Annotated in this window: 13 protein-coding genes; 11 read left to right on the top strand and 2 right to left on the bottom strand. The window is 56.0% G+C overall.

The features are described from left to right. Positions 1–4 precede the first annotated feature (4 nt). The 7 genes from hpaA (at position 5) to yjiA (ending at position 7,874) form a co-directional block, all read left to right on the top strand. Positions 5–916, top strand: coding sequence for a 4-hydroxyphenylacetate catabolism regulatory protein HpaA (gene hpaA / locus ACMGG3_RS21135; protein WP_032681716.1), 912 nt, complete (start codon positions 5–7; stop codon positions 914–916). Positions 917–1,080: 164 nt separating this feature from the next. Further along, positions 1,081–2,643, top strand: coding sequence for a 4-hydroxyphenylacetate 3-monooxygenase, oxygenase component (gene hpaB / locus ACMGG3_RS21130; protein WP_014168483.1), 1,563 nt, complete (start codon positions 1,081–1,083; stop codon positions 2,641–2,643). A gap of 17 nt (positions 2,644–2,660) precedes the next feature. Continuing rightward, the gene (locus tag ACMGG3_RS21125) at positions 2,661–3,170 is read left to right on the top strand and encodes a 4-hydroxyphenylacetate 3-monooxygenase reductase subunit (protein ID WP_020885312.1); all 510 of its coding nucleotides are present in this window, start codon (positions 2,661–2,663) and stop codon (positions 3,168–3,170) included. A gap of 178 nt (positions 3,171–3,348) precedes the next feature. Further along, on the top strand, positions 3,349–4,266 hold the full coding sequence (locus tag ACMGG3_RS21120) for a helix-turn-helix transcriptional regulator (RefSeq protein ID WP_063156969.1): 918 nt from the start codon (positions 3,349–3,351) through the stop codon (positions 4,264–4,266). 190 nt (positions 4,267–4,456) lie between these two features. Then, positions 4,457–6,610 (top strand): carbon starvation CstA family protein, encoded by a 2,154-nt coding sequence (locus ACMGG3_RS21115; RefSeq protein WP_020885314.1) that lies wholly within the window; start codon positions 4,457–4,459, stop codon positions 6,608–6,610. 96 nt (positions 6,611–6,706) lie between these two features. Continuing rightward, a complete protein-coding gene (locus ACMGG3_RS21110) occupies positions 6,707–6,910 on the top strand; it encodes a YbdD/YjiX family protein (RefSeq protein ID WP_003856610.1) in 204 nt (67 codons plus the stop codon). Between the two features lie 10 nt (positions 6,911–6,920). Further along, on the top strand, positions 6,921–7,874 hold the full coding sequence (yjiA, locus tag ACMGG3_RS21105) for a GTPase (RefSeq protein WP_414149439.1): 954 nt from the start codon (positions 6,921–6,923) through the stop codon (positions 7,872–7,874). 46 nt (positions 7,875–7,920) lie between these two features. Here the strand turns inward: yjiA and ACMGG3_RS21100 are convergent, their stop codons facing one another. Then, the gene (locus ACMGG3_RS21100; protein ID WP_279256632.1) at positions 7,921–9,279 is read right to left on the bottom strand and encodes an esterase-like activity of phytase family protein; all 1,359 of its coding nucleotides are present in this window, start codon (positions 9,277–9,279) and stop codon (positions 7,921–7,923) included. A 412-nt stretch (positions 9,280–9,691) separates the two neighbouring features. Between ACMGG3_RS21100 and ACMGG3_RS21095 the strand changes: the two genes are divergently transcribed. Then, positions 9,692–10,237, top strand: coding sequence for a YfaZ family outer membrane protein (locus tag ACMGG3_RS21095; RefSeq protein ID WP_014168475.1), 546 nt, complete (start codon positions 9,692–9,694; stop codon positions 10,235–10,237). Next, complete coding sequence (locus ACMGG3_RS21090) at positions 10,237–10,557, top strand: hypothetical protein (RefSeq protein ID WP_032679568.1); 321 nt, start codon at positions 10,237–10,239, stop codon at positions 10,555–10,557. Before ACMGG3_RS21095 ends, ACMGG3_RS21090 begins: the two co-directional genes overlap by 1 nt. A 45-nt stretch (positions 10,558–10,602) precedes the next feature. Here ACMGG3_RS21090 and ACMGG3_RS21085 read toward each other — a convergent pair whose 3' ends face one another. Beyond that, a complete protein-coding gene (locus ACMGG3_RS21085; protein WP_041162414.1) occupies positions 10,603–11,973 on the bottom strand; it encodes an NAD-dependent succinate-semialdehyde dehydrogenase in 1,371 nt (456 codons plus the stop codon). Between the two features lie 154 nt (positions 11,974–12,127). Here ACMGG3_RS21085 and ACMGG3_RS21080 point away from each other — a divergent pair, with 154 nt between their 5' ends. After that, positions 12,128–12,880: an AraC family transcriptional regulator gene (locus ACMGG3_RS21080; RefSeq protein WP_014168471.1), complete on the top strand. Its 753-nt coding sequence runs from the start codon at positions 12,128–12,130 to the stop codon at positions 12,878–12,880. Between the two features lie 39 nt (positions 12,881–12,919). Continuing rightward, positions 12,920–13,573: a LysE family translocator gene (locus ACMGG3_RS21075; protein WP_044857851.1), complete on the top strand. Its 654-nt coding sequence runs from the start codon at positions 12,920–12,922 to the stop codon at positions 13,571–13,573.

The following is a 13,573-nucleotide window of genomic DNA, read 5'->3' as shown; positions in this document are numbered from 1 at the left end:
GGCTATGTGCCAGAACCCGATCGCGAATATCGACATCAGCAAAGAGTACGACGAAAGTCTGGGAACGGATGATGTTCACTATCAGTCGTTCGCCCGCATGGCGGCCTTTTTTGGCCGCGACATGCAGGCTCACCGTCACGACCAGTATTTTCAGATGCACTTTCTGGATACCGGACAGATCGAACTGCAGCTCGACGATCACCGCTACTCGGTACAGGCTCCGCTGTTTGTGCTCACCCCCCCGTCGGTACCGCACGCGTTTATTACCGAATCCGACAGCGACGGGCACGTTCTGACGGTGCGCGAGGATCTGATCTGGCCGCTGCTGGAAGTGCTCTACCCCGGCACGCGGGAAGCCTTTGGCCTGCCGGGGATCTGCCTGTCGCTGGCCGATAAGCCGGACGAACTGGCGGCGCTGAAGCACTACTGGCCGCTGATTGCCCGGGAATCGACGGCGCAACTGCCCGGGCGCGAACACACGCTGGTTCTGTTAGCCCAGGCGGTGTTCACCCTGCTGCTGCGCAACGCGAAGCTCGACGATCACGCCGCCAGCGGCATGCGCGGCGAGCTGAAACTGTTCCAGCGCTTTACCCAGTTAATTGACGTCCATTTTCATGAGCACTGGACGGTGCCGGAATATGCCAGCGAACTGCACCTGACCGAATCGCGTCTGACCGATATCTGCCGGCGCTTCGCCAACCGCCCGCCGAAGCGGCTGATTTTTGACCGTCAGCTGCGTGAAGCGAGGCGGATGCTGCTCTTCTCCGACAGCGCGGTCAGCGAAATCGCCTGGCAGCTGGGGTTTAAAGACCCGGCATATTTTGCCCGGTTTTTTAATCGGTTAGTGGGGTGTTCGCCGAGCGCGTATCGGGCACAAAAAGTACCGGTGTCGTCTGTCACCCCACCCCAGCCCTGACCCTCCCCCGGGTTCAGGGTGAGGGAAATCACACTCTGCGATCATATGCGAAAAGTACCAGCCGTTGTCCCAATCGTCCCTTCACGTTCACCCCCGCTCAGGCTTCAATTAAACAACAAAAACAAAACATAAATTTAACATCACTGTTCCGATACGAGGTCCCTATGAAGCCTGAAGATTTCCGCGCTGATGCCAAACGTCCGTTAACCGGTGAAGAGTATTTAAAAAGCCTGCAGGATGGCCGTGAGATTTATATCTACGGCGAGCGCGTCAAAGACGTGACCACTCATCCGGCGTTTCGCAATGCGGCAGCCTCCATCGCACAGATGTACGATGCGCTGCACAAGCCTGACATGCAGGACACGCTGTGCTGGGGTACCGATACCGGCAGCGGCGGCTACACCCATAAGTTTTTCCGCGTGGCGAAAAGCGCCGACGACCTGCGTCAACAGCGTGACGCCATCGCCGAGTGGTCGCGCCTGAGCTACGGCTGGATGGGCCGCACCCCGGACTACAAGGCGGCGTTTGGCTGCGCGCTCGGTGCCAATCCGGCGTTCTACGGCCAGTTCGAACAGAACGCCCGCAACTGGTATACCCGTATTCAGGAAACCGGGCTTTACTTCAACCACGCCATCGTTAATCCCCCCATCGACCGTCACAAACCGGCGGACGAAGTAAAAGACGTCTACATCAAGCTGGAAAAAGAGACCGACGCCGGGATCATCGTTAGCGGCGCAAAAGTGGTGGCAACCAACTCGGCGCTGACTCACTACAACATGATCGGTTTTGGCTCCGCGCAGGTGATGGGCGAAAACCCGGACTTCGCGCTGATGTTCGTTGCGCCAATGGACGCCGAAGGCGTGAAGCTGATCTCTCGCGCCTCTTACGAAATGGTGGCAGGTGCGACCGGCTCTCCATACGACTACCCGCTCTCCAGCCGTTTCGACGAAAACGACGCGATCCTGGTGATGGATCATGTGTTGATCCCCTGGGAAAACGTGCTGATCTACCGCGATTTCGATCGCTGCCGTCGCTGGACCATGGAAGGCGGTTTTGCCCGCATGTACCCGCTGCAGGCCTGCGTACGTCTGGCGGTGAAGCTCGATTTCATTACCGCGCTGCTGAAGAAATCGCTGGAGTGTACCGGCACCCTGGAGTTCCGCGGCGTGCAGGCGGATCTCGGGGAAGTGGTGGCCTGGCGCAACATGTTCTGGGCGCTGAGCGACTCCATGTGTTCTGAAGCCACGCCGTGGGTGAATGGCGCGTACCTGCCGGATCACGCGGCGCTGCAGACCTACCGCGTCATGGCCCCGATGGCCTATGCGAAGATCAAGAACATCATCGAGCGTAACGTCACCAGCGGCCTGATCTATCTGCCGTCCAGCGCACGAGACCTGAACAATCCGCAGATCGACCAGTATCTGGCGAAATACGTGCGCGGCTCCAACGGCATGGATCACGTGGAACGCATTAAGATTTTGAAACTGATGTGGGATGCCATCGGCAGCGAGTTTGGTGGTCGTCACGAGCTGTATGAGATCAACTACTCCGGCAGCCAGGACGAAATCCGTCTGCAGTGTCTGCGTCAGGCACAGAGCTCTGGCAACATGGACAAAATGATGGCAATGGTCGACCGCTGCATGTCCGAGTACGACCAGCATGGCTGGACGGTGCCGCACCTGCACAATAATTCCGATATCAACATGCTGGATAAGCTGCTGAAATAACGCAGCGGGAGGTTTCAATGCATACAGAACAACGCCTGCGTTTTCGCGATGCGATGGCCAGCCTGTCGGCGGCGGTTAACGTTGTCACCACCGAGGGCGATGCAGGACGCTGCGGTATCACCGCCACCGCCGTCTGTTCAGTCACGGACACCCCGCCATCGCTGATGGTCTGCATCAATGCCAACAGCGCCATGAACCCGGTTTTCCAGGGTAACGGTAAGCTGTGCGTCAACGTGCTGAACCATGAGCAGGAGATCATGGCCCGCCACTTCGCCGGGATGACCGGCATGGCAATGGACGATCGCTTTGCCCTCTCCTGCTGGCAGAAAGGTCCGCAGGGGCAACCGGTGCTGAAGGGCGCGCTGGCAAGCCTTGAAGGCGAGATTAGCCAGGTGCAAACCATCGGCACCCATCTGGTTTATCTCGTTGAAATTAAAAACATCATTCTGAGCGAAGCGGGACACGGCCTGATCTATTTTAAACGCCGTTTCCACCCCGTCATGATGGAGGCTGAAGCCGCAGTGTGACCCCCTCCTGCGCTGGCCGTTTCCCGGCCAGCGCCAATTTCCACAAAAATTCCTAAGGTTTCCGCTTAATCACGCCGTTATATAGCCATAAGAGAAATTTTCTGTGTCTGAATACTGACAATACATGTCAGTGCGACCCGCATCATTCAGCGCATACCCTAATATACAGGAAGACCTTATGGCTAAATCGACGCGGAGCCGCTCGGCTGAACGTCTGGTCGATATTCTGGTTGAGTTACATTTAAATGGTGTGGTAAACCGCAGTGCGCTCATGGAAAAATTTAAAATTACCGAGCGCACCGTCTACCGGGATTTAAATGCGCTTTCACCTATTGTGGAACATACCGGTAACGGGCTGTATCGTCTGATCCACTCCGCACAATCTCCCGGTGGACAAGGATTACATCACACGATTGCTAACTTCCTGAATGCCGATAGCTTTTTCCCGGAAAGAAATACGGAATTCTGGCAGAAACTTGAAACACGCGTTGACGAAAATCATATTCTTATTCTTGGCAACGACGCAGAGCACACGGTAGAACGTGATATTCGTCGCTATTTATCGAAAATCGAGAAATCGATTAAGAATCGTAATGTATGCCAGATCGTTTATAAGGGTAAAACCCGCCTGATTAATCCCTATAAACTCATTAACAATAAAAATATATGGTATTTACAAGCCACCGAGAATAGCCGGCTAAAATCCTTCTCGTTGAGTCAGATTAGCTGGTTTGATATTCAACAAAAAACCTTCACGCCGGAAGAAAATGCGCTCGGACTGCTGGAAAAAAGCCTTGATCCGTGGGTGTCGGAAGACACTTTCGAAGTGAAAATATTCATTAAAGATACTATTTCACATTACTTTATGCGCCGCGACCTGCTGCCGGAACAAGAGCTTGTCGGTGAGCAGCACAACGGCGTCACGCTGCGCTGTCAGGCGGCACACGAGAACCAGATCCTGCCGCTGCTGTTCTACTGGCTGCCGAACATTCAAATCCTGGAGCCCAACTGGCTAAAAGAGAAGCTGCTTAAAACGCTGGAAAATTATCTGGCGGTAGAGCGCACAGCAGATAACCACGTGATCTCAATCACATAATTTCTCCCGGCGGCGGCGAGACGGAACCACTCGCCGCCCTCTTTGACCGCTCACCTGGCCCTTTCAACCGCTCATTCATTTACCTGTCTTTACACGCGCGTGGTTCTGGCACGATCGCTCCAGCATTAATCAATACCTCCTCATAACGAACCCTGACCCTTTTTCATTACATAAAAAACCAGGTCTTACTATGGATACGAAAAAACTACTGAAGCACGTGCCCTGGGCGTTACTCGGGATCCTCGGCGCTTTTTGTCTGGCGGTTGTCGCACTACGCCGGGGCGAACACGTAAGCGCCCTGTGGATCGTCGTTGCGTCTGTCTCCGTCTATCTTGTTGCTTATCGCTACTACAGCTTATACATCGCGCAGAAGGTCATGAAACTCGACCCGACGCGTGCCACTCCGGCGGTCATTAATAATGACGGCCTCAACTACGTGCCCACCAACCGCTACGTGTTGTTTGGTCACCACTTTGCCGCTATCGCCGGTGCGGGTCCGCTGGTCGGCCCGGTTCTGGCCGCGCAGATGGGCTACCTGCCTGGTACCCTGTGGCTGCTCGCGGGCGTAGTGCTGGCCGGGGCGGTGCAGGACTTTATGGTGCTGTTTATCTCTTCTCGCCGTAACGGCGCCTCTCTGGGTGAGATGGTCAAAGAGGAGATGGGCCGCGTGCCGGGGACCATCGCACTGTTCGGCTGCTTCCTGATTATGATCATCATCCTCGCGGTGCTGGCGTTAATCGTGGTGAAAGCGCTGGCCGAAAGTCCGTGGGGGGTCTTCACCGTCTGCTCTACCGTGCCGATTGCGCTGTTCATGGGTATCTACATGCGCTTTATCCGCCCGGGTCGCGTGGGTGAAGTGTCGGTGATTGGTATTGTGCTGCTGGTTGCATCCATCTACTTCGGTGGCGTGATTGCGCACGACCCGTACTGGGGCCCGGCGCTGACCTTCAAGGACACCACCATCACCTTCGCGCTGATTGGGTATGCGTTTGTCTCCGCTCTGCTGCCGGTCTGGCTGATCCTGGCACCGCGTGACTACCTGGCGACCTTCCTGAAAATCGGCGTTATCGTCGGTCTGGCGATCGGCATCCTGGTAATTAACCCGGATCTGAAAATGCCGGCAGTGACCCAGTACATCGACGGTACCGGTCCTCTGTGGAAAGGTGCGCTGTTCCCGTTCCTGTTTATCACCATCGCCTGCGGTGCGGTCTCTGGCTTCCACGCCCTGATTGCTTCCGGTACCACACCGAAGCTGCTGGCTAACGAAAAAGACGCGCGTCTGATTGGTTACGGCGCAATGCTGATGGAGTCTTTCGTGGCGATCATGGCGCTGGTTGCCGCGTCCATCATCGAACCGGGTCTCTACTTCGCGATGAACACCCCTCCGGCAGGCCTGGGCATTACCATGCCAAACCTGCATGAGATGGGCGGTGATAACGCGGCGCTGATCATGGCGCAGCTGAAAGATGCGAGCGCACATGCTGCCGCAACCGTCAGCTCCTGGGGCTTCGTGATTTCGCCTGAGCAGATCATGCAGACTGCGAAAGACATTGGCGAACCGTCAGTCCTGAACCGCGCCGGTGGCGCACCGACGCTGGCAGTGGGTATCGCACACGTGTTCCACAAAGTGCTGCCGTGGGCGGACATGGGCTTCTGGTACCACTTCGGTATTCTCTTTGAAGCGCTGTTCATCCTCACCGCGCTGGACGCCGGTACCCGTGCGGGACGCTTTATGCTGCAGGACCTGCTGGGTAACTTCGTGCCGTTCCTGAAGAAAACCGACTCTCTGGTGGCGGGTATTCTGGGAACCGCGGGCTGCGTGGGTCTGTGGGGTTACCTGCTGTATCAGGGCGTTGTCGACCCGCTGGGTGGCGTGAAGAGCCTGTGGCCGCTGTTCGGTATCTCTAACCAGATGCTGGCCGCTGTCGCCCTGGTTCTTGGCACCGTTGTACTGGTGAAGATGAAACGCACCAAATACATCTGGGTCACCGTGATCCCTGCGCTGTGGCTGCTGCTCTGCACCACCTGGGCGCTTGGTCTGAAACTGTTCAGCGCCAACCCGCAGCTGGAAGGCTTCTTCTTCATGGCTAACCAGTACAAAGAGAAAATTGCCGCAGGCGGCGCGGACCTCACTGCCCAGCAGATTGCCAACATGAACCACATCGTGGTGAACAACTACACCAACGCAGGTTTGAGCATTCTGTTCCTGGTGGTGGTGTACAGCATCATCTTCTACGGCATCAAAACCTGGCTGAACGTGCGTAACGCCGAGGGTCGTACGGATAAAGAAACCCCGTATGTCCCGGTACCGGAAGGCGGCGTGAAGACCTCTTCACACCACTAATCCGCCCTCGCATCCCTCTCCCTGCGGGAGAGGGTTAGGGTGAAGGGAAACAACGCCCGGCAGCCCCTGCCGGGCTTTTTCTATCTGGAAGGCACAATGTTTGGTAACTTAGGCGAAGCGAAAAAATACCTCGGTCAGGCGGCGAAAATGCTGATTGGCATTCCGGACTATGACAACTACGTTGAGCATATGAAGACCAACCATCCGGATAAACCGTACATGACCTATACCGAATTCTTCCGCGAGCGTCAGGAAGCGCGCTACGGCGGGAGTGGAGAAGGCGGCGTACGCTGCTGCTAAAGGAGAGACCATGACCCCGATTGCCGTCACCCTGCTGACCGGTTTCCTTGGCGCCGGTAAGACCACCCTGCTGCGCCACATTCTGAACGCGCAGCACGGCTTCAAAATCGCCGTGATCGAAAACGAATTCGGCGAAGTCTCGGTCGACGATCAGCTGATTGGCGATCGCGCCACGCAGATCAAAACCCTGACTAACGGCTGCATCTGCTGCACCCGCTCGAATGAATTAGAAGACGCCCTGCTGGATCTGCTCGACAGCCGCGATCGCGGTGAAATCGATTTTGACCGCCTGGTGATTGAATGCACCGGTATGGCCGACCCCGGCCCGATTATTCAGACCTTTTTCGCCCATGAGATCCTCTGCCAGCGCTACCTGCTGGACGGCGTCATTGCGCTGGTCGACGCGGTTCATGCCGACGAACAGATGAACCAGTTCACCCTCGCCCAGTCGCAGGTGGGCTACGCCGATCGCATCCTGCTGACCAAAACCGACGTGGCGGGCGACAGCGAAAAACTGCGCGAGCGCCTGACGCGTATCAACTCGCGGGCGCCGATTTACATCGCGACGCACGGTGATATCGAACTCTCGCAGCTGTTCAACACCAACGGCTTTATGCTGGAAGAGCATGTCACCTCAACGCCGCGCTTCCACTTTATGGCAGATAAGCAAAACGACGTCTCGTCGATTGTGGTCGAGCTGGATTACCCGATGGATATCAGCGATGTCTCCCGCGTCATGGAAAACCTGTTGCTCTCTTTTGCCGACAGGCTGTTGCGCTACAAAGGGATGCTGTGGATTGATGGCGAACCGAACCGCCTGCTGTTCCAGGGCGTACAGCGGCTGTACAGCGCGGACTGGGACAGACCGTGGGGAGATGAAACGCCGCGAAGCGTCATGGTGTTTATTGGGCTACAGCTGCCGGAAGATGAGATCCGGACAGCGTTTGCAGCACTGCGCAAATAACCGTACGAACGCAGCCCTCTCCGCAGTTGAGGAGAGGGCTGGGAGATTATTTCAGCGCGTCGGGCAGCGTCACAATCCACAGTTCGCTTTCTGACGCCGGCTTCGCCAGCGGCTTCACGGCGAGGGTGGTCGCAACCGGTTTATCATCAATCGTGAGCGCACCTTGCGAATTCACCCGATAATCCTTGAGCTTCTTGCCCTCGACCGGATTTTCCATCGCCACCTTCACGCCAAAGTCGTTATCGTTCGCGACCGCCAGCGTGTTGTTGTCAATCAGCGCTAACCCTTCGGCCTTTTCCTGCTGCCAGCCAAGCGCGCGCAAATCCACGACCTGGGTTTTAGCCGCCAGCGAAATACCGCGCTGGGCCAGCGTGTTCTCGTCATCAAACTCCGGGTATTCGCCCGGCTTATCGAAGCGTGTCAGATCGCTCGCCTTGCTGAGGTCCACCTTGTAGATGAGGTTGCGCATGCCATCGTTTTTATCGCTGCCCTGCTCAATCAGCAGCAGCTGCTGGTTATCAAGCGCCACAATGTCACCGATTTTGGCGTCATTGTTTTTGCTGTAGGCTTCGCTGTCGATGGGATAACCGTACATCGCGGTTTTCCCGGTCGCCGGGTCGAAGCTCACCAGGCGGGTAAACAGCGCCTGTTTTTTGCTTTTGCCGTCGATATCCAGCGTGCTTTGCACCGCGGCAATGATACGCCCGTCCGGCATACGGGTCAGGCCTTCAAAGCCCCGGTTTGGTTGACGCCATTTAATAATATTCGGCAAGCCGCCCGCGATGGATTTCTCGCCTTCCGCCGCCTGCGGACCGTGAATCGCCAGGATCTTGCCTTTGCTGTCGACGTTAATCAGGAACGGACCGTATTCGTCACACAGCCAGTAACCGCCTTTACCGTCCGGCGTGATACCTTCCGTATCCAGCCCGCGATTGTCGCCCTTCAGCACCTTTAATGTGTCACTGAACGCCACTTCATTGGTCGAGCCAATCACGCCGCTTTGCAGCGGCAGACCGTTGATCTCGCCTTTATCGTCATGCAGAGGGCGTGCATCGACGGCCTCCGCTTTGCCATTTTGTACGCGAATCGTCATCAGCAGCGGAGCGAAATCGGGCGTGACAAAGATTTTGGCTTCATCTTTCCCCACTTTCGGCGAATCCGCATTCGGACCGCGATCGGTCACGGTCGCAAACGTCAGGGTATCGCCCTGTTTACCGGTAAACAGCAGGCCAGAGCCAATCCCGACCGGGAGCCCCTTCGGGAACGCACCGGCAAACGCGCCGCTGTAGCTCACGCGCGTGCCTTCGGGGAAGCTGACAACATAGTGTTCGGCCGTGGGCTGCGCCGCCAGGCCAGAGAAAGAGAGCGCACAACCGATAAGCACAGGAATAATTTTTCTTTTCATATTGTTAGTATCCAGAAAGTGAAGCCAACAACGTAAAGAACAAACGTGTCAGGAAAATGACACCGCAGAGATACGCGGGCAGGCAATTGCAGGCGCGTGAACCGCCAGAAATGTAAAACTAAACCACGAAGTGTAAAATTTGAAATGTTTCTGGAAATTATTAGAAAGCCAATTAATTCATCTCAAACGGTTATCCTCTGTCTCGTTCAGTGTCTATTTAGTCAAAAAACTAAACCTGTCCTAAACGTCCAGGCAATACATATTGACCCGGCGATAACTAAACATGAAAGCAACATTTCAAAAGCCAGCCATTAACAAAAACAGCATAAAAACACGACCTTAATCACATTTGCAGTCATAAACATCGCTTGTTAAGGTGGCCTCAGATGAAATTAATGACGAGGCATAAAACATGAAAAAATTGAATGTTCTTCTTCTTTCTGCTCTGACCGTCCTGTCGGGTTCCGCACTGGCTATGGGCGGCACGATTGAGCAAGGTAAAAACTTTACTAACCTTAATCTGGAAATGGGTAAATCCTCATCCGGTGTGTACCTTGAAAGCAACTGGCTCAAAAACACCGACGACGGCACGCAAACAGGTGGTGTTGGCGCCGGTTACAACCTGGAAGTGGGCCCGGTGATGCTGAATGCCGGTGCTAAAGCAATCTACCTTGGCCCGAAAAAAGGCGATAACGGTGTGGCATTCCCCATCGGTGGCGGTATTAACGTTGCGCTGACGGACAGCATCCACGTGTTTGGCGAAGGGTATGCCGCACCAGAAGGTCTGAACAACAGCGTGAAAAACTACGTGGAAGCCAACGGCGGTGTGAGCTGGACGCCAATCACGCCTGTGACGCTGAAAGTGGGTTATCGTCACGTAAGCGTTGACGGCAAAGACGGTCGCCCTGGCCACACGCTGATCGACGGCGCATATGTAGGCGGTGGAGTCACCTTCTGATGAAACACCGCATTACCGCGCTTTGCGTTCTGAGCATCACGCTTCTGCTCACCGGTTGCGTCCAGTATAAATGGGTGAAACCGGGAGTCAGTGACGCTGAGATGAATAAAAGGCTCACGGAATGCGAAGCACAGGCCCTGATTGATCTGCCCCCGGACAATGTTGTGACCGGTTCGAGCTCGGAAAAAATGGACAAATCGAAAAAGAAAAAGGATATTTCCACGAGCTACACGGTTGAAGACGCGAATGAATATCGCCGGGATACCTTAGTCGACAGCTGCATGTTCAAAAGCGGCTGGGACAAGATTGAAGTGCAATAACCCCAAAAAAAAACCTGCCGAATGGCAGGTTTTTTATTCGCGGAGTTACTTACGCACCACCACCAGCTTCTGGTTCACAAACTCTTTGATCCCCAGGTCCGACAGTTCGCGTCCGTAACCGGATCGCTTCACGCCGCCAAACGGCAGCTCTGGCGCGGTATCGGTGAGCCAGTTGATATACACCATGCCGGTCTCAATACGCGACGCCATTTTCTTCGCCCGCTCGATATCCTTGCTGAACACCGCGCCGCCCAGACCATAGTGGGAATCGTTCGCCAGTGCGACCGCTTCGTCATCATTTTTCACCACATAGATCTGCGCCACCGGGCCGAAGAACTCCTCAAAGTAGGCCGGGTTGTCGCGCGAGATATGCGTCAGGATGGTCGGCTCAAAGAAGCACCCGTCACGCTGCACCGGTTTGCCACCGTAATGCAGCGTCGCGCCGTTTTTCACCGCCTCGTTGACCTGTGTGGTCAACGTTTTCAGCGCATCCTGAGAGGACAGCGGCCCCAGGGTGGTGCTCTCGTCCAGCGGATCGCCAATCTTCACCTGCTTAAACGCCTCGGTGAATTTCGCGAGGAAGGCATCCGCAATCTTCTCATGCAGGATGAAACGCTTCGCCGCCGTACAGACCTGGCCGGCGTTATTGAGTCGGGCATTCACGCCCGTCTTCACGGCCTTCTCCAGATCGGCATCATCCAGCACCACAAAGACGTCATTACCGCCCAGCTCCAGGGTCGATTTTTTGATGTGCTTCGCCGCCTGCGCCGCGACCACGCTACCCGCTTTTTCGGAACCGGTCAGCGCGGCACCCTGTACACGATCGTCGGCGATGATGTTCGCCACCTGATCCGACGAAATAAACAGGTTGGTCCACGCCCCTTCCGGTGCACCGGCCTCGCGCACCAGATGTGCAAACGTCTCTGCACAGTGCGGCACGATGCTGGCGTGTTTGGCGATCACCGGGTTACCGGCCGCCAGGTTCGGGGCGAGGACACGCATCAGCTGGTAATAAGGGAAGTTCCACGGCTCAACGGCCATCAGCACGCCAATAGGGTGGTGCTCGACCCACGCTTCCCCGAGTTCGGAGTCGTACTTCACCGGGGCGAGGAACCGTTGGGCATTATCCGCGTAGTAGCGGGCGATTTGCGCGCACAGTTTCACTTCACCGCGGCTCTGCTCAATGAGCTTACCCATCTCCTTGCTGGCAATTCTGGCCAGATCCTCCGTACGTTCGTCGATGAGGTCCGCAAGTTTACGCAGTACCGGCAGGCGCTGGTTAATGTCGCCTTTTGCCCACTCCGAATGGTAAAGCGCATCGGCCGCCTTCAGCGCCGCTTCAACATCCGCGTCGGTATGGGAGGGATATTCTTTGATGAGCTGGTTTGTGGCAGGATTTACTGTCTGGTAAGCCATGTCGAATCTCCTTGTTTTACCGCTTAGGGTATTAAGGGTAGACAATATGACTGGCGATGGACGTAAAGTTGGGTATATCCGGAAGGTTCTTAGCGTGGTACTGCAACATGTCGCGCGGGCATGGTATAAAAAACGTTCCTGACAGGAGTCCCCCATGACCGAGACCCGACACATCCGCCAGACCTTTCATCGCGCCTGCGGCCACGAGCTGCGCAGCACGTGGCAGAGCACCCAGGCGTATAAACGTCATTGTCATCCACAGCTCTCCATTGGCGCAATCATGGAAGGCCAGACGTGCTGCACAGTCCATGACAGGGAGTATATCCTGACCCCTGGCGACATCATCGTCATCCCGGCACATGCTCCCCACAGCTGCAACCCGGTGGCGGGGCAGCCACGCAGCTACCATATGCTGTATATCGACACTGACCTTTCGCTGGCACTGCAGGTCATTCGCGACCAAGCGCTGTTTAATCATTATCTTGACGTGGTTGAGAACATGACCGCGGCCTCCCTGAACGCACTGCTTTGCGCCCTTCCCCCCTCTACAGGCCGTACAGATAAGCCCCATTCATTGAGTCAGCAGGTGCAAGAGGCGTTTCTGTCGAACCTCACCGCTCCGCCTTCCCTTGACGACCTTGCCCGGCGATTTTCACTGCGCAAAGAGACATTAATCCGCACCTTTAAACAGGACACCGGCCTGACGCCAGGACGCTTTCTCAGCATCTCTCGCGTGGAATACGCCAAAGCGCGACTGCGTGCGGGGGATGATCTCGCCGATGTCGGTTACCAGAGCGGGTTTGCCGACCAGAGCCATTTCCATAAAACCTTTGTCAGCTACACGGCCGCCACGCCTCGCCAGTACGCGACGGGCCGATCAATATCAGACAATAATCAGGATACGTAACGCCGTAAGGTGATCTCCGTTTTTGCTCTGGAGGTCACGATGGAACTGTTCTTCCCTTCCGCTTTTCTCGCCCTGGCGCTGGCGCATTTTGTAGCCCTGTTAAGCCCCGGTCCGGATTTCTTTTTGCTGGTCGGTTACGCCGCGCGTTACCGGCTGCGCGGCAGTGCCGGGTTGTGCCTCGGTATCGCCGCGGGTAACGCGCTCTATATTGTGCTGGTGATTATCGGCTGGAGCGCCCTGCGCACGTTTTCGTGGCTGTTCACCCTTATCGAATTATCCGGCGCGCTCTACCTGCTCTGGATTGGATCGCGGCTGGCGCGCAGCCGCCCGCAGACGCTTGCGCTCAATGAGACTCATCAGCGGTGCCCCTCATTGCGTAAGCAAATCCTGCTGGGGCTCGGTTCGGCACTGTTAAACCCGAAGAATGCACTTTTTTATCTGGCACTCATGACGGCGCTGTTAGGGCCGGATGTCACGCTGCTTCAGCAATCAACCTGCGGTGTCTGGATGGTAATGGTGGTGCTGGTCTGGGATTTAGCGCTGGTGTCGCTGATGGGCTTGCCCATGGTTCAGCGGACGCTCAGCCGTTCACTCTGGCTGATTGAGCGAACCGCTGGCGTGGTGCTGATGGCGTTTGGTGGGTGGGTCGTGTGGCGTTTTTTGCATTTTCTTCCCGCCTCCCTCTATTCTTAA

It is taken from the genome of Enterobacter sp. BNK-18, assembly GCF_047456135.1.
GTDB classification, from domain to species: domain Bacteria; phylum Pseudomonadota; class Gammaproteobacteria; order Enterobacterales; family Enterobacteriaceae; genus Enterobacter; species Enterobacter ludwigii.
Note: the sequence above shows the minus strand (reverse complement) of the source record. Positions and strands in the feature narration are given on the sequence as shown.

What these genes read in the sequence shown, in the direction of transcription:
- hpaA (WP_032681716.1), top strand. Translation starts at nt 5, where the DNA reads ATGTGCCAGAACCCGATCGCGAATATCGACATCAGCAAAGAGTACGAC.
- hpaB (WP_014168483.1), top strand. Translation starts at nt 1,081, where the DNA reads ATGAAGCCTGAAGATTTCCGCGCTGATGCCAAACGTCCGTTAACCGGT.
- ACMGG3_RS21125 (WP_020885312.1), top strand. Translation starts at nt 2,661, where the DNA reads ATGCATACAGAACAACGCCTGCGTTTTCGCGATGCGATGGCCAGCCTG.
- ACMGG3_RS21120 (WP_063156969.1), top strand. Translation starts at nt 3,349, where the DNA reads ATGGCTAAATCGACGCGGAGCCGCTCGGCTGAACGTCTGGTCGATATT.
- ACMGG3_RS21115 (WP_020885314.1), top strand. Translation starts at nt 4,457, where the DNA reads ATGGATACGAAAAAACTACTGAAGCACGTGCCCTGGGCGTTACTCGGG.
- ACMGG3_RS21110 (WP_003856610.1), top strand. Translation starts at nt 6,707, where the DNA reads ATGTTTGGTAACTTAGGCGAAGCGAAAAAATACCTCGGTCAGGCGGCG.
- yjiA (WP_414149439.1), top strand. Translation starts at nt 6,921, where the DNA reads ATGACCCCGATTGCCGTCACCCTGCTGACCGGTTTCCTTGGCGCCGGT.
- ACMGG3_RS21100 (WP_279256632.1), bottom strand. Translation starts at nt 9,279, where the DNA reads ATGAAAAGAAAAATTATTCCTGTGCTTATCGGTTGTGCGCTCTCTTTC.
- ACMGG3_RS21095 (WP_014168475.1), top strand. Translation starts at nt 9,692, where the DNA reads ATGAAAAAATTGAATGTTCTTCTTCTTTCTGCTCTGACCGTCCTGTCG.
- ACMGG3_RS21090 (WP_032679568.1), top strand. Translation starts at nt 10,237, where the DNA reads ATGAAACACCGCATTACCGCGCTTTGCGTTCTGAGCATCACGCTTCTG.
- ACMGG3_RS21085 (WP_041162414.1), bottom strand. Translation starts at nt 11,973, where the DNA reads ATGGCTTACCAGACAGTAAATCCTGCCACAAACCAGCTCATCAAAGAA.
- ACMGG3_RS21080 (WP_014168471.1), top strand. Translation starts at nt 12,128, where the DNA reads ATGACCGAGACCCGACACATCCGCCAGACCTTTCATCGCGCCTGCGGC.
- ACMGG3_RS21075 (WP_044857851.1), top strand. Translation starts at nt 12,920, where the DNA reads ATGGAACTGTTCTTCCCTTCCGCTTTTCTCGCCCTGGCGCTGGCGCAT.